31 protein-coding genes are annotated in these 25,375 nt (G+C 71.7%); 14 read left to right on the top strand and 17 right to left on the bottom strand.

The annotated features are described in order from the left end of the window. The 3 genes from groEL to VG276_20845 all read left to right on the top strand — a co-directional run. Positions 1-850 (top strand): chaperonin GroEL (gene groEL, locus VG276_20855; GenBank protein ID HEV8651777.1); only part of this gene is annotated, 850 nt, incomplete at its 5' end. Positions 851-1,237: 387 nt separating this feature from the next. After that, entirely contained in the window at positions 1,238-2,071 is an 834-nt protein-coding gene (gene larE, locus VG276_20850; protein ID HEV8651776.1) for an ATP-dependent sacrificial sulfur transferase LarE, read from the top strand. Further along, positions 2,068-2,334 (top strand): NIL domain-containing protein, encoded by a 267-nt coding sequence (locus tag VG276_20845; GenBank protein ID HEV8651775.1) that lies wholly within the window; start codon positions 2,068-2,070, stop codon positions 2,332-2,334. The genes larE and VG276_20845 overlap by 4 nt, the downstream gene beginning before the upstream one ends. Positions 2,335-2,362: 28 nt before the next feature. Here the strand turns inward: VG276_20845 and VG276_20840 are convergent, their stop codons facing one another. The 3 genes from VG276_20840 to VG276_20830 all read right to left on the bottom strand — a co-directional run bounded on the left by VG276_20840 (position 2,363) and on the right by VG276_20830 (position 5,164). Beyond that, the gene (locus tag VG276_20840; GenBank protein ID HEV8651774.1) at positions 2,363-4,129 is read right to left on the bottom strand and encodes an FAD-dependent oxidoreductase; all 1,767 of its coding nucleotides are present in this window, start codon (positions 4,127-4,129) and stop codon (positions 2,363-2,365) included. Between the two features lie 238 nt (positions 4,130-4,367). Then, positions 4,368-4,811 (bottom strand): VOC family protein, encoded by a 444-nt coding sequence (locus tag VG276_20835; GenBank protein HEV8651773.1) that lies wholly within the window; start codon positions 4,809-4,811, stop codon positions 4,368-4,370. Then, positions 4,808-5,164: a PadR family transcriptional regulator gene (locus VG276_20830; GenBank protein ID HEV8651772.1), complete on the bottom strand. Its 357-nt coding sequence runs from the start codon at positions 5,162-5,164 to the stop codon at positions 4,808-4,810. Before VG276_20830 ends, VG276_20835 begins: the two co-directional genes overlap by 4 nt. A 79-nt stretch (positions 5,165-5,243) precedes the next feature. Here VG276_20830 and VG276_20825 point away from each other — a divergent pair, with 79 nt between their 5' ends. From VG276_20825 to VG276_20810, 4 genes are all read left to right on the top strand, one after another. Continuing rightward, positions 5,244-5,627: a VOC family protein gene (locus VG276_20825; protein ID HEV8651771.1), complete on the top strand. Its 384-nt coding sequence runs from the start codon at positions 5,244-5,246 to the stop codon at positions 5,625-5,627. Positions 5,628-5,920: 293 nt separating this feature from the next. After that, on the top strand, positions 5,921-6,103 hold the full coding sequence (locus tag VG276_20820) for a hypothetical protein (protein ID HEV8651770.1): 183 nt from the start codon (positions 5,921-5,923) through the stop codon (positions 6,101-6,103). A 266-nt stretch (positions 6,104-6,369) separates the two neighbouring features. Continuing rightward, positions 6,370-6,921, top strand: a complete 552-nt coding sequence (locus VG276_20815; GenBank protein ID HEV8651769.1) for a dinucleotide-binding protein — start codon at positions 6,370-6,372, stop codon at positions 6,919-6,921. Between the two features lie 166 nt (positions 6,922-7,087). Continuing rightward, positions 7,088-7,729 carry an antibiotic biosynthesis monooxygenase family protein gene (locus tag VG276_20810; protein HEV8651768.1) on the top strand — a complete coding sequence of 214 codons (642 nt, stop codon included), beginning with the start codon at positions 7,088-7,090 and terminating at the stop codon, positions 7,727-7,729. Positions 7,730-7,757: 28 nt separating this feature from the next. Here VG276_20810 and VG276_20805 read toward each other — a convergent pair whose 3' ends face one another. After that, positions 7,758-8,399: an HAD family phosphatase gene (locus tag VG276_20805; GenBank protein HEV8651767.1), complete on the bottom strand. Its 642-nt coding sequence runs from the start codon at positions 8,397-8,399 to the stop codon at positions 7,758-7,760. Between the two features lie 37 nt (positions 8,400-8,436). Beyond that, on the bottom strand, positions 8,437-9,123 hold the full coding sequence (clpP, locus tag VG276_20800) for an ATP-dependent Clp endopeptidase proteolytic subunit ClpP (protein ID HEV8651766.1): 687 nt from the start codon (positions 9,121-9,123) through the stop codon (positions 8,437-8,439). A gap of 221 nt (positions 9,124-9,344) precedes the next feature. On the opposite strand from clpP, the gene VG276_20795 reads away from it, so the two are divergent. Genes VG276_20795 through VG276_20785 form a run of 3 tightly spaced genes read left to right on the top strand, consistent with a single transcriptional unit; the run spans position 9,345 to position 10,908 of the window. Then, positions 9,345-9,815 (top strand): DUF2231 domain-containing protein, encoded by a 471-nt coding sequence (locus VG276_20795; protein ID HEV8651765.1) that lies wholly within the window; start codon positions 9,345-9,347, stop codon positions 9,813-9,815. Beyond that, positions 9,805-10,620 carry a hypothetical protein gene (locus tag VG276_20790; GenBank protein ID HEV8651764.1) on the top strand — a complete coding sequence of 272 codons (816 nt, stop codon included), beginning with the start codon at positions 9,805-9,807 and terminating at the stop codon, positions 10,618-10,620. Before VG276_20795 ends, VG276_20790 begins: the two co-directional genes overlap by 11 nt. A 9-nt stretch (positions 10,621-10,629) precedes the next feature. Beyond that, positions 10,630-10,908 (top strand): hypothetical protein, encoded by a 279-nt coding sequence (locus VG276_20785; GenBank protein HEV8651763.1) that lies wholly within the window; start codon positions 10,630-10,632, stop codon positions 10,906-10,908. A gap of 47 nt (positions 10,909-10,955) precedes the next feature. Here VG276_20785 and VG276_20780 read toward each other — a convergent pair whose 3' ends face one another. The 11 genes from VG276_20780 to VG276_20730 form a co-directional block, all read right to left on the bottom strand. Beyond that, complete coding sequence (locus tag VG276_20780; GenBank protein ID HEV8651762.1) at positions 10,956-11,402, bottom strand: hypothetical protein; 447 nt, start codon at positions 11,400-11,402, stop codon at positions 10,956-10,958. A 263-nt stretch (positions 11,403-11,665) separates the two neighbouring features. After that, on the bottom strand, positions 11,666-12,412 hold the full coding sequence (locus VG276_20775) for an FCD domain-containing protein (protein ID HEV8651761.1): 747 nt from the start codon (positions 12,410-12,412) through the stop codon (positions 11,666-11,668). Positions 12,413-12,574: 162 nt separating this feature from the next. Beyond that, a complete protein-coding gene (locus tag VG276_20770; protein HEV8651760.1) occupies positions 12,575-14,176 on the bottom strand; it encodes an ABC-F family ATP-binding cassette domain-containing protein in 1,602 nt (533 codons plus the stop codon). 161 nt (positions 14,177-14,337) lie between these two features. Then, positions 14,338-15,435, bottom strand: a complete 1,098-nt coding sequence (locus VG276_20765; protein HEV8651759.1) for a dipeptide ABC transporter ATP-binding protein — start codon at positions 15,433-15,435, stop codon at positions 14,338-14,340. A gap of 94 nt (positions 15,436-15,529) precedes the next feature. Continuing rightward, on the bottom strand, positions 15,530-16,540 hold the full coding sequence (locus VG276_20760) for an ABC transporter ATP-binding protein (GenBank protein HEV8651758.1): 1,011 nt from the start codon (positions 16,538-16,540) through the stop codon (positions 15,530-15,532). Positions 16,541-16,573: 33 nt separating this feature from the next. Next, entirely contained in the window at positions 16,574-17,557 is a 984-nt protein-coding gene (locus tag VG276_20755) for an ABC transporter permease (protein ID HEV8651757.1), read from the bottom strand. A 79-nt stretch (positions 17,558-17,636) separates the two neighbouring features. Continuing rightward, a complete protein-coding gene (locus VG276_20750; protein ID HEV8651756.1) occupies positions 17,637-19,379 on the bottom strand; it encodes an ABC transporter substrate-binding protein in 1,743 nt (580 codons plus the stop codon). Positions 19,380-19,556: 177 nt separating this feature from the next. Beyond that, the gene (locus tag VG276_20745) at positions 19,557-20,558 is read right to left on the bottom strand and encodes an ABC transporter permease (GenBank protein HEV8651755.1); all 1,002 of its coding nucleotides are present in this window, start codon (positions 20,556-20,558) and stop codon (positions 19,557-19,559) included. A gap of 341 nt (positions 20,559-20,899) precedes the next feature. Then, the gene (locus VG276_20740) at positions 20,900-21,652 is read right to left on the bottom strand and encodes an SCO1664 family protein (protein HEV8651754.1); all 753 of its coding nucleotides are present in this window, start codon (positions 21,650-21,652) and stop codon (positions 20,900-20,902) included. After that, positions 21,653-22,201 carry a DUF3090 domain-containing protein gene (locus VG276_20735; protein HEV8651753.1) on the bottom strand — a complete coding sequence of 183 codons (549 nt, stop codon included), beginning with the start codon at positions 22,199-22,201 and terminating at the stop codon, positions 21,653-21,655. Beyond that, positions 22,188-22,940, bottom strand: coding sequence for an MSMEG_4193 family putative phosphomutase (locus VG276_20730; protein HEV8651752.1), 753 nt, complete (start codon positions 22,938-22,940; stop codon positions 22,188-22,190). Before VG276_20730 ends, VG276_20735 begins: the two co-directional genes overlap by 14 nt. 237 nt (positions 22,941-23,177) lie before the next feature. On the opposite strand from VG276_20730, the gene VG276_20725 reads away from it, so the two are divergent. Then, positions 23,178-23,411 carry a DUF6457 domain-containing protein gene (locus tag VG276_20725; GenBank protein ID HEV8651751.1) on the top strand — a complete coding sequence of 78 codons (234 nt, stop codon included), beginning with the start codon at positions 23,178-23,180 and terminating at the stop codon, positions 23,409-23,411. A 435-nt stretch (positions 23,412-23,846) separates the two neighbouring features. Beyond that, positions 23,847-24,548, top strand: a complete 702-nt coding sequence (locus VG276_20720) for a DNA-3-methyladenine glycosylase I (GenBank protein HEV8651750.1) — start codon at positions 23,847-23,849, stop codon at positions 24,546-24,548. A 126-nt stretch (positions 24,549-24,674) separates the two neighbouring features. On the opposite strand, the gene VG276_20715 is transcribed toward VG276_20720, so the two are convergent. Then, positions 24,675-24,911, bottom strand: a complete 237-nt coding sequence (locus VG276_20715; GenBank protein HEV8651749.1) for a hypothetical protein — start codon at positions 24,909-24,911, stop codon at positions 24,675-24,677. A gap of 20 nt (positions 24,912-24,931) precedes the next feature. Between VG276_20715 and VG276_20710 the strand changes: the two genes are divergently transcribed. Continuing rightward, complete coding sequence (locus tag VG276_20710; GenBank protein HEV8651748.1) at positions 24,932-25,081, top strand: hypothetical protein; 150 nt, start codon at positions 24,932-24,934, stop codon at positions 25,079-25,081. Positions 25,082-25,197: 116 nt separating this feature from the next. After that, positions 25,198-25,375: low temperature requirement protein A (locus VG276_20705; protein ID HEV8651747.1), on the top strand; the 178-nt coding region annotated here is incomplete at its 3' end.

The following is a 25,375-nucleotide window of genomic DNA, read 5'->3' as shown; positions in this document are numbered from 1 at the left end:
CCTGGCCACCCTGGTGGTCAACAAGATCCGCGGCACGTTCAAGAGCGTCGCGGTCAAGGCCCCCGGGTTCGGTGACCGGCGCAAGGCCATGCTGGGCGACATCGCGGTCCTCACCGGCGGCCAGGTCATCAGCGAGGAGGTTGGCCTCAAGCTCGAGAACGTCGCGCTGGACCTGCTCGGCCGGGCCCGCAAGGTGGTCGTGACCAAGGACGAGACCACCATCGTCGAGGGCCAGGGCGACCAGGAGGAGATCAAGGGCCGCATCAACCAGATCAAGGCCGAGATCGAGCGGACCGACTCCGACTACGACCGCGAGAAGCTGCAGGAGCGGCTGGCCAAGCTCGCCGGCGGCGTCGCCGTGATCAAGGTCGGGGCGGCCACCGAGGTCGAGCTGAAGGAGAAGAAGCACCGCATCGAGGACGCCGTCTCGAACGCCCGCGCGGCGGTCGAGGAGGGCATCGTCCCCGGCGGCGGCGTGGCCCTGCTCAAGGCCCAGGAGTCGCTCACCAAGGTCGACCTCACCGGCGACGAGGCGACCGGCGCCGCGATCGTGCGCCGCGCGCTCGAGGAGCCGCTGAAGCAGATCGCCGTCAACGCCGGCCACGAGGGCGGCGTCGTGGTCGAGAAGGTGCGCGGCCTCGAAGACGGCTACGGCCTCGACGCGGCCACCAGCGAGTACGTCGACATGTTCAAGGCCGGCATCATCGACCCGGCCAAGGTGACCCGCTCGGCGCTGCAGAACGCCGCGTCGATCGCGGCCCTGTTCCTCACCATCGAGGCGGTCGTGGCCGACAAGCCGGAGAGGGAGAAGGCGCCGGCCATGCCGGGCGGCGGCGACATGGACTTCTGAGCCCGGTCACCGCACCCCGGTCCTGGAACGGGCGGGCCCACACGGGCCCGCCCGTTCGCCGTCTCCGGGCAGAGACCTCGCAGGGCCCGGACGGTGCCGCGCAGGGCCCGGACCATGGTGCCGGTCGTGTCGTCGCCGGTATGCCCGGTCAAGCGCGTCCCGGAGCGGCCCGACCTTTCGAGGATGAGCCGTGCAGCGTCGAGCAGCGGTCCGTGAGCCCCCCGCCCGCCGAGAATGGTGGTGGCGCCGCGCGGTGCGGGCGCACGCCCGGGCCCTGCTTGCGCGGCGCCCGGGCCGAATGGTGACCTTTCGGTGACCTCCGGTGGCCGCTTCCGGCCGCGCCCCACCCGTAGAATCGTCGCACGGACAAATTGAACGGGAACGGTGATGGACGAGCTGGACGGCAAGCGGGAGCTGCTCCGCAAGATCCTCGAGGCGACTGGCGGGGTGATGGTCGCCTTCTCCGGCGGGGCCGACTCGTCCTTCCTGCTGGCCGCCGCGGTCGAGGCGCTGGGCGAGCGGGCCGTGGCCGCGACCGGCGTCTCCCCGAGCCTGCCCGAGCACGAGCTGGCCGACGCCCGCGCGCTCGCCGAGGAGCTGGGAGCCAGGCACGTCGCCGTGGCCACCCACGAGCTGGACCGATCTGGCTACGCCGCCAACGGCGCCGACCGCTGCTACTTCTGCAAGTCGGAGTTGTTCGACCTGCTCGTCCCGCTAGCTCAGATCGAGGGGCTGGCCCTGGCGGTGGGCACCAACACCGACGACCTTGGCGACTGGCGGCCGGGCCAGCTCGCCGCCGCCGAGCACGGGGTGCTCACCCCCCTCGTCGACGCCGGGTTCTCCAAGGCCGACGTGCGCGAGGCTTCTCGCCGCACCGGCCTGCGCACCCACGACAAGCCGGCTGCCGCCTGCCTCGCCTCACGGGTCGCCTACGGGATCGAGGTGACGCCCGCCCGGCTGTCCCGGGTCGAGCGGGCCGAGGCTGTGCTGCGCTCCTACGGCCTGGCCCAGCTCCGGGTCCGTGACCACGGCGACCTGGCCCGGGTCGAGGTGCCCCTGGACGCGCTCCCGGCGCTGGTCGAGCCGGGCCGGCGCGCCGACCTGGTGACCCGCCTGCGCGAGCTGGGGTTCGCCTTCGTCACCCTCGACCTCGAGGGCTTCCGCTCCGGCAGCATGAACACGAGCCTGAGCCTGAACACGAGCCCGCCAGACCAACCGTGACCGTCCGCCGCCTGGTCCACTGCTCGCTCCCGCCCGAGCTGGTGCACCAGCCCGTCCTGCACGGCCTGGTGCGGGCCAGCCAGGCCGTAGTCAACGTGCACCGGGCCAACGTGGACGTCGAGGCTGGGCTGGCCTGGTACATCCTCGAGCTCTCGGGTCCAGCCGAGGAGGTCGAGAGGGCGCAGCGCTGGCTGGCTGCCAACGGCGTCACCGTCGAGCCGATCGAGCCGGGCGGCCAGGAGGACGCTGGCAGCGCCCGCTAGCGAGCCGGTCAGGTCAGGTCAGGTCAGGTCAGGTAGCTGGACCGGGCTGACTGCGCTCCTCCGCGTACGGAGGCCCTTCCGCCTGCAGCGGGCGAGGCCCGTCCGCCTGCAGCGGGCGAGGCCCGTCCGCCTGCTCGGCGAGGTACTCGTGGACGAGCGCGACCGCGATGGCACCCTCGCCGACGGCCGTGGCCACACGCTTGACCGACCGGAAGCGCACGTCGCCGGCGGCGAACACCCCGGGCACGCTGGCCTCCAGGAGCAGGGGCTGGCGCTCCAGCGGCCACCCGGCCGGCGACCGGCCGGCCCGGAACAGGTCCCGGCCGGTCAGGACGTAGCCGCGCTCGTCGCGCTCGACGGTGCCGTCCAGCCATGTGGTGTGCGGCTCGGCCCCGATCAGCACGAACAGGGCGGCGGCGGGCACGGCCTCGGTGACACCGTCGACGCGGTCGCGCAGGGTGAGCCCTTCCAGGCGCCGCTCACCGTGGCAGGCGACCACCTCGCAGTGGAGGCGGGCAGCGACGTTTGGCGTGGCCCCGATCTGCTGGACCAGGTAGTCGGACATGTGCTCGCCCAGGGCGTGCTCGATTGCCACGATCGTGACCGACGCGGCGTACCTGGCCAGGTGGAGGGCTGCCTGGCCAGCCGAGTTGCCGGCGCCCACCACGAAGACGTCCCGACCCTCCATGGCCCGGGCCTCGGAACCGGCCGCGCCGTAGAACACGCCCATGCCGTGCAGTGCCTCGAGCTGCGCGACGTCCAGGCGCCGCCATGCGGCGCCGGTCGCGATGATCACCGTGCGCGCCGCGACCTCGCTGCCGTCGGAGAGCCGGACCAGCCGGTCGGGCCCATGCACGCACAGGCCGGTGGCGGCCTGGGAGAAGACGAAGTCGGCCCCGAACAACCACGCCTGCTCGAAGGCGCGGTAGGCGAGGTCGTCGCCGCTGATCCCGCGGGGGAAGCCGGGGTAGTTGCGGATCCGGGAGCTGGTGCCGGCCTGGCCACCCGGGACCTCCGGCTCCAGCACCAGCGTGCGCAGGCCCTCGGACGCCGCGTACACCGCGGCGGTCAGCCCGGCCGGCCCCGCCCCGATGATGGCGACGTCGCAGGCTTGGACGTCTGGCCGGGTCCTGACGCCGAGGGCCTCGGCCAGGTCGGCGTTCGCCGGGTCGACCAGCATCCGCCCGTCGAAGAACACCACCACCGGCAGGCGCGTTCCGTCCTGGCCGGCCTCCTGGAGCAGCCGGCGGCCCTCCTCGGAGTCGTCGGCGTAGAAGCCGAACGGCACGGCCACGCGCGAGAGCACGTCCCGCAGCTCGTGGGAGCGCGTCCCCCAGCGCGACCCCACGATGCGGAGCAGCTCGAACGAGCTCCCGCGGGACTTGTCCCAGGAGGCCAGGAACTCGGTCACCGCGGGGTACAGGCTCCGCTCCACCGGCTCCCACGGTCTGGCCAGGTAGTAGTCGATCTGGCCCAGCGTCATCGCCCGCACGACCGGGTTGGCCGAGGTGAAGTTGCCACGCTCGACGAGCAGGATGCGCTTGGCCCCCGGGTGCAGCTCGTGAGCGCGGGCGAGCAGGTCCAGCCCGGGCATCCCGGCCATCTCCTGGGCCGCGATGACCAGGCAGACCTCCTCCGACCGGGCCGCAAGCCGGGCCAGCGCGGCCAGCGCGGCGGCCGGCGAGCACTCGGCGACGACCCGGTAGTCGGCCCCGAAGCGCCGGCCCAGGTCGCGCGTGAGCCGTTCCAGCACCGGGGCGTCGTCGTGCACTGCGAAGAAGATCGGCTCGCTCATGGCGGCTCCCAGCCGGACGGGATGTTCCTCGTGCAAGCATGCGCCGGCTCGCTCATGGCGGCTCCCAGCCGGACGGCGTGCTCCTCGTGCAAGCATGCTCGCGGCTGCTTGCGATCGGTCTGGAATCGGCTTGGAGCTCTCAGGGTACCCCGGCTCAGGCGGAGCGGGGCCCGACGATCCCGGCGTCCTTCCGAGGAGGATGGGGCTGGGAGGGTGGCCGACAGGCGATGCGGGACGGCTAGACGTCCCGTGGGGCGCGGCGGGCGATGTCGTCGGGGGTGAGCTGCTCACGGGCGGTGGACAGGGCCCACCGGTGGCCGAAGGGATCGCGCACCACGCCGTAGCGCTCGCCGAAGAACATCTCCCGCACTGGCATCTCCACCTCCGCGCCGGCCTCCACCGCCTGCCGGGCGGCCGCGTCCACGTCGTCGAGCTCCAGCAGCAGCAACACTGGGCTGCCGCCCACGGTCGGCGGCGCCAGCGCGTTCAGCGCGGGGGTCTCCTCGCTGACCAGCAGACGACCATCGCCAAGCGCGAGTTCCACGAACAGTACCCGGCCGTCGGGAAGGGTCGTGCGGAACAGCTCGGCGGCACCGAACGCCGTGCGGTAGAACGCCACCGCTGCGTCGGCGTCGCGCACGAACAGGTGCGGGCAGAGCCCGTGCGGGCGCTGGCCGGTCACGCACACCTCTGCTCGGGCAGCAGCCTGGCCCGGGTCGCGGCGGCCACCAGCCGTTCGAGCAGCGCAGCCTCGGCCTGGGCGGCGCGGCGGCCCAGCGGGGTGAGCCGGTAGTAGCGGCGCCTCGCGTCGTGGGGCGCGTCAGGGTCGCTGCCCTCGGTCTCCTCGACCAGGCCGTCGGCCAGCAGCCGGCCGATCGTGCGGTACAGCGTGCCGGGGCCGAGCCGGACCGTGCCGGCGCTGACCTGCTCCACGAAGCGCATCACGGCGTACCCGTGCGCCGGCCCGGCGGCCAGCGCCAGCAGCACCCGGAAGGCGGCCGGGGTGAGCTCGGGCGTCGGGCCGGTGGCGGTCACACCCGCAGTGTACTATCCGAGCACGCTGTATCCGCTCCGGATATAGTATGGTCGGAGGTCGCTCCAGGAGGTGCGCACCATGATCGGTGGCGTCAGCAACGTCGGCATCGAGGTCGAGGACCAGGACCGGGCCAAGCAGTTCTGGACCGAGGTCATGGGCTTCGAGCTGGTCCAGGACACCCCCTACAAGGAGGGTCAGCGCTGGCTCGAGGTGCGCACACCCGACAAGGCGGTGGTGGTCGGCCTCGGCGTTCGCCAGGGCGACCGGCCGTCGCCGTCGGACGAGATGCTGCCCACCTCCAACGTGTGGTTCTACTGCGACGACCTGCAGCAGACCCACCAGGATCTGGCCGCCCGCGGCGTGGAGTTCCCCCAGCCGCCGGTCGAGCTGTTCTTCGGCTGGTGGTCGATCTTCACCGACCCCGACGGCAACCGGTTCGCCCTCATCCCGCGCCGTCGGTAGAGCCCCGGTCGACTACCCACGGCGCGGCCAGAGCCAGGCTCTCTGACGACCTGGGCGCACGACCGCGCGCCAATGTTCCACCGGTGTCCACATGCGGGACGTGGCGAGCGTCGCGAGGCCATTGTCGTGGGTGACCGGCAGAGATCGGGGTACTTGGGACGGCCCGCGCGGGCCGTCAAGGCCAGCTTGACGATTTGCTATCGTCAGGGTAGCCTGACGATATGACGAGTGAGACACCCGCCCCGGGAGACGCTGCCGGCCTCGCCGATGCGCTGGCGGACAAGGACCCTGCGGTGGGGCTGCATGCAGTGTGGTCACTTCGGAACCTGCTGGAGCAGGTCGAGCGGCTGCAGGTCGACAACGCCCGGAGCTTGGGCTGGTCGTGGCAGGACGTCGCTCGCGTCCTTCGGGTGACCAAGCAGTCGGTGCACGAGAAGCACGCGGCGCGGCGCAAGGCGATGGGGTTGGAGGCCTGATGTTCGAGATCCTCACGGAGCGAGCCCGCACGGAGGGGCTTGCCGCCAAGATCCTCGAGCAACAGGGGGTCGACCTCGCAGCGCTCAGGCTGACCCGTGTCGTCGCCCGAGTCCGGCTCGTAGCCGAGCCGGGGAGAAGAGGGTCTCGTCCGGGGAGGAGTGGGTCCTGGCGATGAGCCAGTCGCTGGCGCAATGGCTTCGTGCTGTATGACCGCATCAAAACGGGTTATCCGAACATCGGTGAGTAGCAGTGATTGGAGGAGCGCATGAACATCACCGTCATCGGCCGGGGCAACGTCGGCGGCGGGCTCGCCCGCCGCTGGGAACGGGCCGGGCACGCGGTCACCCGGATCGGCCGCGACGGCGGTGATGCCTCGGACGCCGAGGTCGTCCTGGTGGCCGTGCCGTCCGGGGTGATCGCCGACGCGCTCGGCAAGGTGAGCGGGCTCCAGGGCAAGACCACAATCGACGCCACCAACGCCTACGCCGGCCGCAACCAGGCGTACGAGTCGCTGGCGCACGAGGTGAAGGCGATCGTGGGCGGCCCGGTCGCCAAGGCGTTCAACGTCAACGGCGCGGCCTTGTACGACCAGATCGACCAGCAACGGGTGCCGCCAAGCAACCTGTACGCGTCGGAGGACGCCGCGCGGGAGGTGACCGAGCGGCTGATCCGCGATGCCGGCTACGACCCGGTCTCCGTCGGCGGCCTCGAGCAGGCCCGCGCGCTGGAGGAGTACGTCTTGGGGGTATATTCCGCCATTAGCCAGGGCGGGCTCGGCCCGTTCTTCTACCGGTACGCCAAACCGGGCCAGCTGTAACCCCTGCAGACACACGGCGGTCGTCCGGTGTCGAGAACGTTCACATCGAGCTCGAGCGCGCGACGGATCGTCGCGATGGCTTCGCCCTCGTCGGCCCGGCCGTAGAACTCGGACATGCCCATGCAGCCCAGGCCGACTGAGCACGGGTGCTCCAGAGGAGATGACGATGTGCGCTGACAGCCACCAAGTGGTGCTCATCAATCCGTTCGAGGTGCCGCCCGACCGGGACACCGAGTTCGTGACCCGCTGGGAGCGGGCGAGGGACTTCCTCGCCGGCCGGGAGGGTTACGTGGACACGGCCCTGCACCGTAGCCTGGCTCCGGAGGCCGAATTCCGGTTCGTCAACGTGGCGCGTTGGCGGTCCCCGCGCGACTTCCAGGCGGCCATGGCCGCGTCCGGGTTCCCGGGCCGGCAGATGCCCTACGTCTCGCACCCGGCGCTGTACGAGGTGGTCGCGGAGGACGACGCGCCTGCGGGGCCGGATCCGGCTGGGTCGGACCCGGCGGGGTCGGAGCCGGCGGGGGCCGTGCTGCTGATCAACCTGTTCGAGGTCCCTGCGCCCGACGAGGACGACTTCATGTCCTCGTGGGAGCAGGCCCGGAGGCTCATGCGGGCCCAGCCCGGCTACCTGGGCACCAGGCTGCACCGGAGCCTTGCTCCTGACGCGGAGTTCCGCTTCGTCAACATCGCCGCATGGCCCAGCGCGGGCGCGTTCCAGGCCGCGATCGACGACCCCGCCTTTCGCGAGGCTACCGCGGAAATCTCGGGCCGGGCGCACCCGTCCCTCTACGAGGTCGCGCGGCGGTAGCTGCGGGGCGCCTCCACACGCAAATCCCCTACGCCAGGATCCAGTCGACCGCGGCGGTCAGGTCGCTGGCGACCGTGTCGGCGGCGGAGAGGTCGAGGTCGGCGTTGAGCGGGTGGCGGACGGCGACCGTGCGCATGCCGGCCGCTCGGGCGGAGGCGATGCCGTGGGTGGTGTCCTCGACGGCCACGCAGTCGGCCGGGTCGGCGGCGAGCCGCTCGGCGGCGAGCAGGTAGATCTCCGGGTCTGGCTTGCCGTGCACGACATCCTCGCCCGAGACCACCGCCGAGAACGCCGTGCGCACGCCCAAGCGGTCGAGCACGTGCTCGACGTAGGCGCGGGTGCCAGAGCTGGCCACCGCCAGGGACAGGCCCGCCCCGGCGAGCTTGTCGATGGCGGCGTGCAGGCCGGGCATGGGCTCGAGCCGCTCGTCGAGCAGGCGCCAGAACACCGCCTCCCGGCCGGCGAACACCTCGTCGGGCGGCAGCCCGACCTCGAGCGCGAGCGCGTCGGTCAGGTCCCGGACACGGCGGCCCATCATGTCGCCGGCCAGCCGGGCGTCGTAGGCAACCCCCAGGGTGGCCGCGTACTCGAGGTTCGCGCGCTCGTGAGTGGGCTCGGAGTCCACGATCACGCCATCCATGTCGAACACGACATGGATGGCGACCGGCATGCGCGGGGCGGAGCTTGTCAGGACGCGGCGGAGCCGGTCAGGACGCGGGCGGAGCCGCGGTCGGCTCCGGGCCGTTGTCGCTCGGCCGGGACACGCCCTCCGGCGCGGTGGACGAGCCGATCACCGGTACCACCTGCCGGGCGGTGATGATCTCGTCGACCATGCCGTACTCGAGCGCCTGCTCGGCGCTCATGATGAAGTCCCGGTCGGTGTCGTTGGAGATCTTCTCCACCGTCTGGCCGGTGTGCTTGGCCATGATCTCGTCCAGCAGCTTGCGCAGGCGCAGGATCTCCCGGGCCTGGATCTCGATGTCGGCCGACTGGCCGCGGGCGCCACCCGAGGGCTGGTGGATCAGGATCGTCGAGTGGGGCAGGGCGTAGCGCTTGCCCTTGGTGCCAGCGGCCAGGATGACCGCGGCGGCCGACGCGGCCATGCCCATGCAGATGGTCGAGACGTCGGGCTTGACGTACTGCATGGTGTCGTAGATGGCCAGCAGGTCGGTGATCGAGCCGCCCGGTGAGTTGATGTAGATCGAGATGTCCTTGTCCGGGTCCTCGCTCTCGAGGTGCAGGAGCTGGGCCATGACGAGGTTGGCGATGGTGTCGTCGATCGGCGTGCCAAGGAAGATGATGCGGTCCTTGAGCAGCCTCGAGAAGATGTCGAAGGAGCGCTCCCCCCGGCTCGTCTGCTCGATGACGATTGGCACGAGGTTGGCTTGGGCCATGTGGTCCTCCGGTCGAGCTGGGGTGGTGGGTCTGGCCGCCGGGCGCGGCCCGGCAGAGGCTTGCGGCGAAGGGTACCGCGCCTCCCGCCTGCCGCGCAGGAGGACCGCGCCTCCCGCCTGCCGCGCAAAAGGACCGCGCCTCCGCCTGCCGCGCAGGAGCACCACCCCTGGCCCTCGGCGCGCCGGCATGGCAGGCTGGTCGGCGAGACCCGGTGGGAGAAGTGGGGTCGATCGAAATCGGAAGCTTCGCCCGCGACCTGCACCCGATGGTGGTGCACTTTCCGGTCGCCCTCATGCTGACCGGCCTCGCCTTCGAGGTGGCGGCGGTCGTGCGCCGCCATGCCGGCCTGGCCAGGGTCGCCCTGCTGCTGATCGCGCTCGGGTTCGCCGCCGCCCTGGTCGCGGTCGTCACCGGGCTCACCAACCCGGAGGTCCGGGCGGTCCAGCACACCCTGTCGGTCACGCCCCCGAGCGAGCCGGGCACCCGGGCGCTGTTCCTGCAGCGCCTCGAACGGATCCGGGTCCACCAGCGGCTCGCCTACGGCGTGCTCGTCACCGGTGCGCTCGCCCTGCTGGTGCGGCTCTGGCGCACCAGGGGCGTGCTGTGGACGGCCGCGTCCGTGGTGTCCGGGGCGGCCCTGGCCGCCGCGGTGATCGCCACCGGCTTCGCGGGAGGCCGCCTTGCCCGGTAGAACGCTGGTCGAGCACTGGCGTCGCACCCGAGCACGCCGGACCGGCAGGGAGCGGGCCACGAGCCTGCCGCGGATGCTCGAGCGGGGTCCTCTGCGGTGGCGCCTGGTCGCGACCGGCCTGCTGGCCGCGGTGGCCGCGGCGGCCGCCGCGGCCCTCGCCGCCGTGCCCCCGGGCAGCTCGGGAGCGCCCGCCGGAGTCGCCTCCGGCCAGCCTGACCTGCGCATCGTCGGGCGCTCCCTGACCGCGGTGGGGGAGCGCTACGACCTGGCCAGGGACCGGGTGAGCTGCGCGCTGTGTCACACCCGGCTCTCGGCCGACCCGTTCGAGCTCACCTCCTACGGCCGCGACTACCGGGAGCTGCTGTTCCGCGACAACCCGGGCGCCCGCAGCATCTTCGACGCGAGCTTCGCCGAGATCCGGGCTGCCGTCGCCGCCACCTCGCGCACCGGACTGGACTCCGACGGCGACGGCTACGACAACGATCTCGAGCTGCGGTTCGGCTCGGTGCCCGGGGACGCTGCCTCGCACCCGTCGGTGCCCGTGCGGGTGCTCGAGCGCTACCGGCGGATCCTGGTTGCCGGCGAGCGCGACGGCACCCTCGAGGAGCTGCGCCTTGCCGGTGCCGGCCGCCGTCCCGACTGCGCCGACGCCGACGGTGACGGGGTGGTGGACTGCCTGGAGACGCTGTTCGGCTTCGACCCGGCCTCGGGGTCGTCGGTGCCGGCGGCCCGGGGCGGCCGGCTCGCGCTCTACCGGGCCGCGCTGGCCAAGGCCGGCGTGCCCGAGGCCCGGCCGGGAGGCTAGGATTCACCCATGCGCGCGCTGCGACTGCGGGCCCGCCTCCGCCGCCTGGCCGCCGTCCTCGTCCTGGCTGGGCTGGCCACCCCGGCCCTGGCCGGCTGCGCCCTGCACGGTCCCGCCTACGGCAAGGTCACCCAGCGCCAGGAGCGCCCGGCCGGCCCCTCCTACGACGCGAGCTACCAGGGCTCGGGCTCGTTCGTCCACGCCGGCGTGGGCGAGTACGACGGCGAGCAGGCACGCCACTCCGACCCCAGGAGCATCCTCAACGCCGGCTACGACCACGCCTACTGAGGCTCGGCTCGCGACCGCCGGCCGAGCCTGAGCCGCTCGCCGGCCCGTCAGCCTCGGGCGTGGGCGCTGCCCGTGGTGGTGCCGCCGCGGAACGGGTCTTGCTCGGGTGGGGTGTGCAGGTTGGCCCTGACACCGTCGATGGACAGCCCGACCAGGTCGAGCACCTGCTTGAGCACGTCCTCCACCTCAAGGCCGCGCGCCCGTCCCTCGGCCGTGACCATGCAGCGGTACACGGTGATGTAGCAGCGGGCCGGGGTGTTGTAGGTCCAGTCGACGCTGCCCAGGTGGACGCTGGAGCCCCGGGTCCCCGCCTCGCCGTTCCAGGGCTCGCTCCACACCTGGACCCCGGCCGGCCCGGCCGAGAAGACGCCGCGGGCAGTCACGTCCCGTGCCTCGGCGGCCCGCAAGAGCTTGGCGGCCTGCTCCTCGGTGAAGATCAGGGCCGGCCGGACACGGGCCACCCTGACCGCGGGAGCGCCGGAAGGCTGCGACATGGAACGCTCCGTATCGATGGGCCGACCACGGACCTCATGGGTCACATCGGCCACCGCCGCCATGAGGTTGAGCGCCCACCAAGCAGCAGCGCAGAAGTCCCGCACGTAGCTCGACGCGGTGGCCAGGAAGGACGTGCGAGGTTACGGGCAAGGCTTCTGGTGCCCTGCTCAGGGCTGGCTGGCCAACGACCTGGTCGCTCCTGCGCCGCCACACCGGGGTGAGCGGCACTCGCCCCTGGCCAGATTCCTGGGCGGGCGAGCCCTCACGGCCCCAGGAGGCGGCGCAGGCGCTCCTCGGTGGCCTGGCCGTGGCGCAGGGCGGTGGCCCGGGCCGCGTCCGGGTCGCGGGCCTGGAGCGCGGCCAGGATCGCCTCATGCTCGGCGGCGGCGGGCTTGGCTGCGTGCTGGGCGGCGGCGGGCTTGGCTGCGTGCTGGGCGACCAGCGCGTCGAGCGCCTCGGCCAGCTCGACCCGGGCCCGGCGGACGGCGTCCAGGATGTAGGGGTTGCCCGACGCCTCGGCCACCGCGATGTGGAAACGGCTGTCGTCGGCCCGCCACGCCTCGAAGCTCCGCATCCGCCAGCCGCCCGACTCGACGGTCCGGGCCCGCAGGGCGCGCAGCCCGTCGTCGGAGACCCGCACCGCGGCGAGCGCCGCCGCCTCGCCCTCGACCGCCCGCCGCCACTCGAGGAGGGCGGCGAGCTCCCTGCGCCGGGCCCTGAGCGCGTCGCGGATCCGCTCGACCTCGCCGGCCCGGCGCCTGGGCAGCACGAACGCCCCGCCGCCGGCGCCCCGGCGGATCCCGACATAGCCGGACTCGGCCAGCACGCGGAGGGCCTCCCTGACGGTGGGCCGGCTCACGTCGAGCAGGGCGGCAAGCGCCCGCTCGGGCGGCAGCCGGTCGCCGGGGACCAGCAGGGCGAGGTCGACGGCGACCCGTACCTGCTCGGCCACGGCGTTCGCCGCGTTCTGGGTTGTGACCGGTCGGAACAGCTCGGTCGTGGCCGTCACGGGTTCGCTCCAACACGACATCGAAAGGTCCTACGAGGTTACCTTTCGCGTGGCCTCCGTGTCACTCCCTCTGGGTGGATTGACCGGCTCTCGGCACTGGCCGCGATGAACCGACCCGCCCGGCCCGGCGAATGCTCAGCGGGACCTCAGCTCTGGCATCGGCTAATCCAGCGCGACCAGACCCAGATAATCGTCGCTCCAGACGTCCAGAGCGCCTTCGGGCATCACCAGCACCCGGTCGGGCTCGAAGCTCTGCACGAACGGGGTGTCGTGGCTGACCAGGACGATGCTCCCCTTGAAGGAGGTGAGGGCGGTGCGGACCGCCCCCACCGCCTGCACGTCGAGGTTGTTGGTGGGCTCGTCGAGCAGCAGGACGTTGTGCCGGCCGACCACCAGGCGGGCCAGAGCCAGCTTGGTCTTCTCGCCGCCCGAGAGGGTGCGGGTGGGCTGGTTGGCCTGGTCCCCGCCGAGCAGGAAGTGGCCGAGCACGCCCCGGAGCACGTCGTCGGAGGTCTTCGCCGCTGCCTGCATGACCTGCATCGAGGTGGTTGCCGGGTCGAGCCCCTCGTGCTCCTGGGCGTAGTAGCCGATGTCGCAGCCGTGCCCGAGGACGACCTCGCCCTCGTCCGGGTCGTCGATGCCGGCCAGGATGCGCAGCAGCGTCGTCTTGCCCGCACCGTTGAGCCCGAGCACGAGCAGGCGCTCGCCCCGCTCGAGGTCGAACGACAGCTCCTTGAACACCGGCGGGCCCCCGTAGGACCGGCGCAGGCCGGTCGCCTCGAGCGGGAAGCGCGTGCACGGCGGTGGGTCCGGGAACCGCACCGCGACCTTGTGGCCGGACCTGGCCACGGGCGCCAGCGAGCTCTTCATGCGCTCGACCCGGCGCTCGGTCACCATGGCCCGGCGGGCCATGGACTCGTTGGAGTGCCGGTACTTCTCGACGAAGGCCGACAGCCGCTTGATGTCGCGCTCGACGACCTTGCGGTGGCGTGCCTGCGAGGCGGCCCGGACCCTCCGCTCCTCGAGGAACTGGGTGTAGGTCCCCTTGTAGGTGTCGACCGAGGCGGTCGCCGGGTCGAGCGTGACCACTCCGGTGACGTCGCGGTCGAGCAGGGGCAGGTCGTGGGAGACGACCAGGATGCCGCCTGGGAAGGCGGCCAGGAACTCCGCCAGCCACCGCTTGGCATCGGCGTCCAAGTGGTTGGTGGGCTCGTCCAGCAGCAGCGTCCCGGCCTGGCTGAGCAGCACCCGGGCCAGCTCGACCCGGCGCCGTTCACCGCCGGACAGGCCGGCCAGGGAGCGCGTGAGGCCGTCGGCCGGGATCCCGAGCCCGGCCGCGATCCGCTTGGCCTCCGACTCGGCCCGGTAGCCACCCTCGAGCTCGAAGCGCTCCTGCAACCCCGAGAACCGCTTGATGGCCCGATCCCTGGTGCGCGCGTCGGTGCTGGCGTCAATGCGCTGCCTGGCCGTCTCGAGGTCGGCCCGCAGCGCGTCGAGGCCGCGGGCTGAGAGCAGCCGGGCCAGGCCGGTCGTGCCGCTGGTCGGCGGCGACTCCTGCGGCAGCCAGGCGAGGGCGCCGACCAGGGTGACCGCGTGGTCGCGGGGGTTGGCGGCCAGCTCGGCCAGGGTGCGCAGCAGTGTGGTCTTGCCAGCCCCGTTCGGCCCGACCAGGCCGACCACGTCGCCGGGCGCGACGACGAAGGTCACCTCGGCGGCGAGAAGCCGGTGACCGGTTTCCACGGTGAGGTCGGTGACGTTCAGCATGGCGGGCCTTGGGCTCGGACGGGCGGGCGGGATTCCCTCCTCTACGGTAACGGTACCGGCCGAGCGAAATTCCCGGCAGCCGCGTTCCGCCCGAGCCGGAAGACGCCGAGGCCGCCCTGTTCGCCCGTCCGGTGCGGGCGCGGGGTGGCCTCGGGCGGGTCCTACCCGCCGCCGAGCTGCGGGGCGGTCGTCTCCTGCTGGATGCCAGGCTTGGCCTTGGCCAGGTTCTCGCCCGGCTCGAGCGGGTAGTGGCAGGCGGCCAGGTCGCCAGCCTCCTTGACCTCGAGCGGCGGCTCGTCGGTCACGCAGTTGGGCTGGGCCTTGGGGCAGCGGGGGTGGAAGCGGCAGCCCGACGGCGGGTCGATCGGCGAGGGCACGTCGCCGACCAGGATGACCCGCTCGCGCTTCTCGGCCAGGTCGGGGTCGGCCACCGGCACGGCCGACATCAGGGCACCCGTGTAGGGGTGCTTGGGGGTCTTGTAGAGGCGGCCGGCGTCGGCCAGCTCGACGATCTTGCCGAGGTACATGACGGCGACCCGGTCGGAGACGTGGCGGACGACCGACAGGTCGTGGGCGATGAAGATGTAGGTGAGGTGGAACTCGGTCTGCAGGTCCTCGAGCAGGTTGATGACCTGGGCCTGGATGGAGACGTCCAGGGCCGACACCGGCTCGTCGCAGATGATCAGCTTGGGCCGCAGGGCGAGGGCGCGGGCCACGCCGATGCGCTGGCGCTGGCCGCCCGAGAACTCGGCCGGGAAGCGGTTGTAGTGCTCAGGGTTGAGCCCGACGACCTCCATCAGCTCCTGGACCCGCTGCTTGCGCTCCTTGCCGTCGGCGATGCCGTGGATGTCGAACGGGTCGCCGATGATCGTGCCGACCCGCTTGCGCGGGTTCAGCGAGGAGTAGGGGTCCTGGAAGATCATCTGGATCTCGCGGCGGAGCAGCCGCAGCTCGTTGCCGCCGAGCTTGGTGACGTCCTTGCCCTCGAACTCGAGCGTCCCGGCGGTGAGCGGGAGCAGCTTGCAGACGAGCCGGGCCAGCGTCGACTTGCCGCAGCCGCTCTCGCCCACGATGCCGAGCGTCTCGCCCGGGTAGACCTCGAGGTCGACCCCGTCGACCGCGTGCACCCGGCCGATCTCGCGCTGGAAGATGATCCCCTGGGTGATCGGGAAGTGCTTCTTGGCCCCGGTGATGCGGACCAGCGGCTGCCTGGCCGCGCCGGCCGTGCCGGCCGTGGCCGCGTCGAGTTCGGTGCTCATTGGCGCTCCCCCTGCTCGCGCTCGGCTGCTGTTGCGCCCGCCGTGCTCGGGCGCTCCCCCTGCTCGCGCTCGGCTGCTGTTGCGCCCGCCGAGCTCATCGGGTCGGTGCCACCTCCTGCTGCCAGATGCGCTGCTTCTCGTCGATGGACAGGTGGCACGCTGACAGGTGCGCGCCGTCGTCCCCCGCCGGCAGGAGCCTCGGCTCCTCCTTCTTGCACACGTCCATCACGTACGGGCAGCGGGGGTGGAACGAGCAGCCGGTGGGCAGGTGGATGAGGCTCGGCGGCAGGCCCTTGATCGGGTGCAGCTTCTCGCCGGTGTGCTCGGCACCGACCGACGGGATCGACTGCAACAGGCCCCACGTGTAGGGGTGGTGGGGCTGGTAGTAGGCGGAGCGCCGGTCGGCGATCTCGACCGGCTTGCCCCCGTACATGACCAGGACGTCGTCGGCGAAGTCGGCGACCACGCCGAGGTCGTGGGTGATCATGATGATGGCGGTGCCGAACTCGTCCTGCAGGCGCTCGATGAGGTCGAGCACCTGCGCCTGCACGGTGACGTCGAGCGCGGTGGTGGGCTCGTCGGCGATGAGCACGGCCGGGTCCAGGGCCAGGGCCATGGCGATCATGGCCCGCTGGCGCATGCCGCCCGAGAACTGGTGCGGGTAGTCGTCCACCCGCCGGTCGGGCTTAGGCACGCCGACCAGGCGGAGCAGGTCGATGGCCCGGTCACGCGCGTCCTTCTTGGACATCTTCTCGTGGGCCAGGATCATCTCGACGATCTGCGCGCCCACCTTGTAGTAGGGGTGGAGGCTGGAGAGCGGGTCCTGGAAGATCATCGCGATCTGCTTGCCGCGCACTGCTCTGAGCTCGTCCGCGTGCATCTTGAGCAGGTCCTTGCCCTGGAACAGCGCCTGTCCGCCGACCTGCCCGCCCCGGGCCAGGCCCATGATCGACAGGCAGGTCACGCTCTTGCCCGAGCCCGACTCGCCGACGATGCCGACGGTCTGGCCCCGGTCGAGCGAGAAGTTGACGCCGTCCACCGCCTTGACGATGCCGTCGTCGGTGCGGAAGTGGACCCGTAGGTCCTTGACCTCAAGCAGTGCCATCCGAATCCTCCCGCCAGGGGACCGGCCGGTCCATCAGGAGTACCGCACCCGCGGGTCGAGGGCCGCGTAGACGATGTCGACGATCAGGTTGAAGGTGACCACGAAGAAGGCAGCGAACAGCACCACCCCCTGGATCACGGGCAGGTCGTTGTCGGCGATGGCCTGCACGGTGGTCGCGCCGACGCCGGGGAGGCCGAACACCCGCTCGGTCACGATCGCGCCGCCGAGCAGCACGCCGATGTCGAGGCCGAGCATGGTCACGACCGGGGTGAGGGAGGAGCGCAGGATGTGCTTGCCGACCACCCGCCGCTCGGACAGGCCCTTGGCCCGGGCGGTGCGCACGTAGTCCTCGCCGCTGACCTCCAGCATGTTGCCGCGCACCATGCGGGTGTAGAGGGCGGCCGTGCCGAGCGCGATCGTGATCCAGGCCAGGAACAGGTGGTTCGCCCACGACAGCGGGTTCTGGGTGAGCGGCACGTAGCTCGGGGCGGGCGCCACCTGCAGCTTGAAGTAGAAGATGTAGAGCAGGCCGATGCCGAGCAGGAACACCGGCATCGACACCCCGAACAGGGCGAAGCCCATGGCGGCCCGGTCGCGCAGGCTGCGCGGGCGCAGGGCGGCCTGGATGCCGATGGGGATGCCGATGATGAGCCAGAAGAAGGCCGAGCCGATGGCGAGCGACGCGGTGACCGGCAGCCGGTCGAGGATGGTGTCGAGCACCGGCTGCTCGTTGCGGAACGAGTAGCCGAGGTTGGGTGGCCAGTTGAGCACGCCCGACGGGTGGCCGGTGGCGACCAGGTCCGGGCCGTGCAGGAAGTTCAGGTACTGCTTGAGCACGGGCTGGTCCAGGCCCATGCGGTGGCGGATCAGGGCGAGCGTCTCCGGGGTCGCCCCCTTGGGCACCGCCTGCTGCGCGGGGTCGCCCGGGAGCAGGTAGAACATCGCGAAGCTCAGGATCGAGATCGCGAACAGGAGGATCACGACCCAGACCAGCCTTCGAATGATGTAGCGGACCATCGGGAGTGACCTCCTGGTGTGGTGCTGCCGGGGGGCCGGCGTCGGCCCCCCGGCAGGTGCTACCGGTTCAGCTCGTCGGTTACGGGGTGTTGGGGTTCAGCCAGATGGCGGTCAGGTCGGGCTCGGTCGCCCACGGCGTCCAGATAAAGTTCTTGGTGCGCTCCGACCAGAAGAGCTGCTGCTTGTCGTAGACGAACGGCGCCCAGGGGGCGTCCTGCATGATCTGCTTGTCGATCTCGCCCCAGAGCGCGCCGCGCTTGGTCTTGTCAGGCTCGGCGAGGGCCTGGTCGATCTTGGTGTTGACCGCGGGGTTGTTGTACAGGCCGTAGTTGCTGTTCCCGGACGGGATGATGCTGCGGCCGTCGAGCAGCGGGACGATGAACGAGCGCGCCCCGTCACCCGGGTAGTCCGGGCACCAGCCAGCCTGGCCGATCTGGTGCTCCTTGGCCTTGCGGGGCAGGCCGAGCGAGTCGGTGTAGACCGCGAAGCCGCTGTAGAGCTTGGTCTTCAGGTTGATCCCGGCCCGCTGCAGGCCGGCCTGCACGGCGGTGTTGACCGCCGCCGCCTTGCCAGCGTTGCCGCCGACGTAGTTCAGGGTGATGCCGTTGGGGAAGCCGGCCTCGGTCAGCAGCTGCTTGGCCTTGGCCACGTCGCCCTTGAAGTCGGCCGACGGGTACAGGTCGTACTTCTGGTAGCCGAGCAGGGTCGGGGTCAGGACCGTGGAGGCCGGGTCACCGGCGAACGGGCCGCCGCGGGCGCGCTGCAGGGCGACCTTGTCGAGCGCGTAGTTGATCGCCTGGCGCACCTTCACGTCGGAGACCTTGGCCTGCGGGGTGTCGAACGCCGGCGTGGTGCCGAGCGTGAAGTAGCGGGTGCAGCCGGTGGTCTGGACCGAGAACTGCTGCTTCAGCTTGGGGTCGGTCGACAGCCGCTGCAAGGCCGCGTTGGGCGGCTGGGTGTCCAGCGAGAGGTCGGCGTCGCCGCGCTCGATGGTCTGCTGGATCGCGTCCGGCTCCAGCCCGATGCGCATGGTGACCTTGTCCACCCAGGCCTTGCGGAGCGGGTCGGTGGCCGGGTCCCAGTTGGTGTTGCGGACGAACTCCATCGACTTGGTCGGGATGTACTCCTTGACGGTGTACGGGCCCGACCCGATCACGTGCTTGGAGTAGTCCGCCCCGACCTTGTACTTCTCGGCCTCCTTGGGCACCGGCGAGAAGAACGGCATCGCCAGGATCGACAGGAAGTCGGCGGCCGGCTTCTCGAGGGTGATGGTCAGGGTGTCGGCGGTGGCCTGGATGCCCGAGATCTCCTTGGCCTTGCCGGAGCCGAAGTCCGCGGCGCCCTTGATCAGGTTGGAGTAGGACTGGCCGCCCGAGGGGGTGGCCTTGTCGTACATCCGCTTGACCCCGCGCACGAAGTCCTCGGCGGTGACCTCGCCGGTGGCCGGCGGGGCCCACTTGATGCCCTTGCGGATCTTGAAGGTGTACGTGGTGTTGTTGTTGGTGACCTGCGCGGCCCCGTCGGCCAGGTCGGGCACCGGGACCGTCAGCTCTTCGCCCGTCTTGGTCGAGTCGAACGAGTAGAGCTGGCGGCTGTAGAGGCGCTCGAGCGAGAAGCCGAGCGTCGAGTAGGCGTCGGCCGTGTCGAGGAAGTCAACGTCGGAGTTGTTGACGACCCGCAACGTGCCGCCCTTCGTGCCCTGGCCCTGTGCGCCACCGGTGCCGGACGGCGCGGTGCCACCGCCGTCGCCGCCGCAGGCGGCGAGGACGATGGCCAGGCACGCGGCGAGCGCGGCAGCCTTGACCACCTTGAGTCTCTGCATATCCGTGTTCCCACCCTTTCATCGCCGCCGACCGTCGGCGGCCATGTCGGTCGAGCCGGCGCCTCGCGCCATCCCACCGGACGCGGGGCGCGTGGTCCACCAGCGGCATGCACCTACCTTTCGGGGCCGGCGCCCGGGTGGGTGCCGGCCATGACGAGGGCGCTCATCGGACCGGGGCTACAGGCGGCCGGAGGTCTGGTTCCCGCGCGGGTCGAAGGCGTCCCGCAGGCCGTCGCCGAGCAGGTTGAACGCCAGCGTGGTGAGGAGCAGGGCCAGGCCCGGGAACACCACCATCCACCACGCCACCTGGTAGAAGTCGTTGGAGTCGGCCAGCATCTGGCCCCAGGTCGCGGTCGGCGGCGGGACGCCGAGGCCGAGGAAGGACAGGTAGGCCTCGGTCAGGATGTTCGCCGGGATGACCAGGGAGGCGTAGATGATGATCGGCGCGGTCAGGTTCGGGAAGATGTCCCGGAAGATGATCCGCAGGTTGCTCGCGCCGAGCGAGCGCGACGCCTCCACGAACTCCTTCTCGCGCAGCGACAGGACCTGCCCGCGGATGATGCGTGCGATGTAGGTCCAGGTGACGAAGGAGATGACCAGGATGATGATCCACAGGCTCGGCCGGAACACCGACACCAGGGCGAGCGCCAGCAGCAGGAAGGGGATGCTGAGCAGGACGTCCATGATCCTTGAGAGCAGGGTGTCGATCCAGCCCCGGTAGAAGCCGGCCAGCATGCCGACGGTCACCCCGATGGTGAGTGCGATCCCGGTGGCGACGATCCCCACGATGAGCGAGACCCGGGCGCCGTAGACAACCCGGCTGAACAGGTCGCGCCCGAACTGGTCGGCACCGAACCAGAACTGGATCGAGAAGTTCGGTCCCTTGGGCGCGCCGAACTCGTTGGTGGTCTGCTCGTACATGCTGGTGTCGTTGGGCGGGTGCCCGACCGCCTTGACGATCAGCGGGGCGAAGACGGCCACGAGGCAGAGCAGGATGATGAAGCTGAAGCTGGCCACCGCCACCTTGTCCTGCCTGAGGCGGGCCAGGGCGAGCTGGGTCGGGGTACGGCCCTCGATACGCTTGACCGGCTCCTCGGGTGCGCCGGGGCTCGTCGCCAGCTGACCGTTCTGGCCTTGCTCGCCGACGGTGCCCTCTTTGTCCGGAAGGACCTGAGACATGTGCACCTCCATGCCGACACTGGTCGACGCCGACATCGCACCGTGGGCAGGAGGAGCGGATCTGGCGCTGCACGCCATGACCGGCCGTAGTCCCAGCCCGCGGTTCGTGGATCGTACTTCAAACGCTTTGCGGGCGTCTGTAAGAGTTTTCTCAGGTCAAATGGGTCGTTGTCGAGTCCTCGGATGCGTTTGGCGCCGATGCTGGAACGTTTGTACCAAGTACCTACGCAACACGGAAGCAACCATTGCGCTTTGTGCGCAACGATCGGCCCGAACGCCGGTCAGACGAGCAGCCAGGGGTATGGGCCACCCGGGCAACGATCGGCCGGCCCGAAGGCGGGTCAGACGAGCGGCCAGGGGTATGGGCGCCCTGGGCCCGGCCCGGGCAGCGTGGCGGTCCGGGCCAGGCGCCGTGCCCGCGCCGCGAGCGCCTCCAGCTCGTCGGGTTCGAGAAGCTGCCCGAGCTGGCCGGCCAGCTCGCCGCGGGCGGCCTCGGCCAGCCGTTCGAGGTCGGCCACCACGTCCGCCCCGAGCCGCTCGCCGGCCAGGTCCCAGAGGACCGTGCGCAGCTTCGGCTCGGTGTGGAAGCAGACGCCGTGGTCGATCGCCCACACCCGGTCGCCGCCGCGCAGGCAGTGGCCGGCCTTGCGGTCGGCGTTGTTGACGACGACGTCGAAGGCGGCGATCCGGGGCAGGGCCGGGTGGCCGGCCGCCAGCAGGTCGAAGGCGGTCACGTCGGGGTCGGCCTCGACGTAGAGCTGCACCGAGCCGATGCCGAACGGCCCGTCGCGGGCCACCGTGAGCGGCACCAGCCCCCAGCCGAGCTCCTCGCTGGTCACGTATGCGGCGACCTCGCGGCGGTACAGCGTGCTGGCGGGGAAGTCCCAGAGCGGGCGCTCCCCCCTGGCCGGCTTGTAGATCGCGAGGCCGGCCAGGTCGCCGTGGCGCACCTCGGCCAGCAGGGTGGCGTTGGAGGCCCAGGGGATGCTCCCGAGCACCTCCAGCTCGCCCTCGGCGAGCAGCTCCCGCGCCCGCTGCTGGGAGACGACCGCCGACGGGGCGGGACCCGGGCCGGACGGCACGACCTCACCCATTCACGTGACCGTGGGCCGGTGCCCGTTCAGGGCCGGGCAGACGTGCCCGGCCGGGTCGAGGGGATTGCCGCACAGCGGGCAAGGCGGGCGTCCCCTGGCTACCACCTGGGCGCCGTGCCTGGCCAGGACGCGGAGCTGCGGGCGGGTCACCCACAGGCGGACTTCCCTGGGCTCGACCGGATCAGGCTCCTCCTCCTCGTCGGCCTCGGCGGCGACCAGTTCGGTGACGACCATGACGAAGCGGTCGCGTCCCGGGTCGTAGTCGAGCGAGAGCTGGCCGACCCGGAAGTCGGGCTCCAGCGGCTCCCGCAGCGAAAGCTCGACCGCCTCGGCCGCCCTGGCCTCGTCCGGGTCCTCGGGGCGCTCGGAGGCCAGCTCGGGCAGCAGGCTCTCGAGGCGCTCGGACAAGGACCTGACCTGCTCCTTCTCGATCAGCAGGGTGACCTGGTCGGCGCCTGACGCGGCCTGGAGGAAGAAGGTGCGCCGGCCAGGCACGCCGACCGCGTCGGCGGTCAGGTGGGTGACCGGGTCCAGGTCACGGCTCGGCATCGCCCGCCTCCTCTCGCGGGACCGCGCCCGCCCCGGTCTCCTGGTCCTCTCCGGGGGTCGCGCCCGCCGCAGCCTCCTGGTCCTTTCCGGGGGTCGCGCCCGCCGCAGCCTCCGGGTCCCTGGACTCCTCGGGTCGTTCCAGGTCGGCGACGCTGCCGGTCTCGTTGAGCCGCAACAGGTGCGGGACGGGCGTGAACGCGAACGCGGTGACGCTGGCCGGGCCGATCTCGAGCCGCTGGAACAGGTCGAGGTGCAGGCCGAGGTAGTGGGCGGCGACCGCCTTGATCACGTCGGCGTGGCTGCACACGGCGATGGTCTGGCCTGGGTGCTCGGCTCGCAGCCGCTCGGACGCGGCCACCGCCCGCACCTGCATCTCGTAGATCGACTCGCCGTCGGGGAAGCGGGCGCCGGACGGGTGGCGCTGCACCACCCGCCAGAGGTCCTCCCTGACCAGCTCCTTGAGCTCCCGGCCAGTCCAGCTGCCGTAGCGGACCTCGCCGACGTCCTCGGCCGTGCCCACCTTGAGCCCGCGCGGCTCGGCCACGGCGGCCGCGGTCTCCTGGCAGCGCTCCAGCGGGCTCGCGTAGACGACGTCGATCACCACCGCGGCCAGCCGGTCGGCCAGGGCCCGGGCCTGCTCGCGGCCCTTGTCGCTGAGGTGGATGCCTGGCGCCCAGCCCGAGAGCCGCGTGCCGGTGTCCGCGGTGACCGCATGGCGGAGCAGGAGAAGCAGATCCATCGGCGAGGTCACCTCGAAGCAGGCTCGGGACGCGGCTCGACAGCAATTCTACGGACGGGCCGCTCATGCGCCCGCCGGCGGTCAGGGCCCCTCGTGCGGGACCCGACCCTCATGGTCCCTGCCGCACCCTACCAGCGGTCCCGAGGCGGCCGGCGGTAGGGTGCGGCAGACCTGAGGAGGCAGACCTGAGGAGGCAGACCTGAGGAGGCAGACCCGGGACACGTCATGGAGGGTCCGATGGAGGAGTTCCTGGAGAAGGTCCGCGCCCTGCTGGGCCCGGACGCGCCGGCCATCGACGCCGGCGAGATCGAGGCCGTGCTCGAGCTGGCCCGGGTGGCCGCCCACTCCTCGGAGCGGCGGGCGGCGCCGGTGACCGCCTACCTGGTCGGCCTGGCGGTCGCCGGCGCCGCCCCGGAGGCGCGCGAGGCGTTCGTGGACGACCTGGTGGTCAAGCTCGAACTCCAGCGCTGAGCGGTGTTCTACGACCGCAACGGCTTCGACCTCGAGCCGCCAACCGCCGACCAGGCGGTCGAGCTGGTGGTCGCGGTCGCTGCGGGTCAGGCGGAGCTGCCCAAGCTCACCGAGTGCCTGGCGAGCTGGGCCCGCGCGCGGTCCAGGGAGCCAGGAAGGAGCCCGATGAGTCTGGAGCAGACGCTGCTCGCGACCGAGCACGAGCTCGGCACGGGCCGCGGCGACGCCTATCGCGAGTACCTGACCGGCGACGCCGTGGTCATCGTGCCGGCCACTCTGCGCGACGAACATCTGGCAGCGCGCCTGTCTGAGGGTCCGCTGGCAGCGCGCCTGTCTCAGGGTCCGCGTACGGTTGCGGCGAGCAGGGCGTATCGCGCCGCGGGCACGCGCGGCCCGTGCCCCGGTCCGACGAGACACTCGGCCAAGGAGACGGCGATGCCGAGCCCGACAGCGGCGGACGGTGGGCCGCCAGCAGCAGCGTCGCCCCAGACCACCGGCATCACAGTCGGCGAGGACGGCGTCGCCCGATGCTGGTGGTGTGGCGACGATCCTCTGTACCGCGGCTACCACGACGCGGAGTGGGGCCGTCCCGTCGCAGACGATCGGCGCCTGTTCGAGAAGCTGTGCCTGGAGGGGTTCCAGTCGGGACTGAGCTGGCTCACGATCCTGCGCAAGCGGGAGAACTTCCGCCGGGCGTTCGACGGCTTCGAGATCCAGGCCGTCGCCCGGTTCGGTGCAGCGGACGTCGACCGGCTGCTGGCCGACGCGGGCATCGTCCGCAACCGGGCGAAGATCCAGGCGACGATCGACAACGCCCGCCGCTGCGCCGAGCTGGTCGACGAGTTCGGCGGCTTCGCCGCCTACGTATGGCGATTCGAACCCGACGTGCGCTCGCGTCCCCACGTCGTCGATCACGCGACCCTGATGCAGCTCAGCCAGAGCCCGGAGTCGAAGGCGATGAGCAAGGACCTGCGCCGCCGCGGATGGTCGTTCGTGGGCCCCACGACCGCGTACGCGTTCATGGAGGCGATGGGGCTCGTGAACGACCATCTCCACCAATGCGACGTCCAGGCCGACGTCGAGCACGAACGTCATGGGTTCGAGCGGCCGCGACCGGCGGGCCCGACCCGGGCATAGGGGTGCCTCGTCCCGGCTCGGCGAGCGTGGTGGCGGTCGAGCTGGGGCACCGGCGGGAGCGTGGTGTCGCGTTCGCGTGCTCGCGTCTCCGCACCGCCAAAGCCATCATCGCCGACCCAAGGGGAGCTACCCTGTCTGGCGGTCGCCTTCGAGAAGTTCACGCGCCCGCAGGAACACGGCGTCCAGCATCGGCTCGAGCTGGCCGGCGGGGAACGGCTGGCCGAGCCCTTCACTGCGGCCGAAGGCGACGTCGAGCCGTCCGGCGAGCAGCAGCTGCAGCACCGGCACCGCCGCGGCCGCAGGGCTGCCCCTGGCGCTGCTGGTGCTCGGCTCCGGGGCCGGCGCGGTGGCCGTCACCCGCATCAGTGGAGGCGGGCGCCGAGGTGCTGCACCCGCTGCAGGACCAGTTCTGGGGCGACCGTCACGGGCAGCTCACCGACCCCTACGGCCACCGCTGGGGCCTCGCCCAGCACCTGCGGGACGTCCCGCCCGAGGAAGTCGTGCGCGCAGCAGCTGAGGCGTTCGGTGGCTAGTTGCTGCCGAGGTCTCGAGCCGGGAGGTTCCTGGTCGAGCGTGTGCGCGGGCGAACCCAGCTGACGCGGCTTCTCTCAAGATGGGTGACCAGGGCGCTGCGGCTGAAGACGACGGTATGCGACCCGACCAGGCGCGCGACGCAGGGACCGGCCCGACGGAGGTGCGGGTCTCGACCATCGAGCTGTTCTTCGACCTGGTCTTCGTCTTCGCCATCACGCAGCTGACGAGCCTGCTGGCCGGCGACCCGACCGCGGTGGGCCTGGGTCGCGTCGCGCTGATCTTCGGCAACCTGT

The organism is Actinomycetes bacterium, from assembly GCA_036000965.1.
In the GTDB taxonomy this organism is placed as follows: Bacteria; Actinomycetota; CALGFH01; order CALGFH01; family CALGFH01; genus DASYUT01.
Note: the sequence above shows the minus strand (reverse complement) of the source record. Positions and strands in the feature narration are given on the sequence as shown.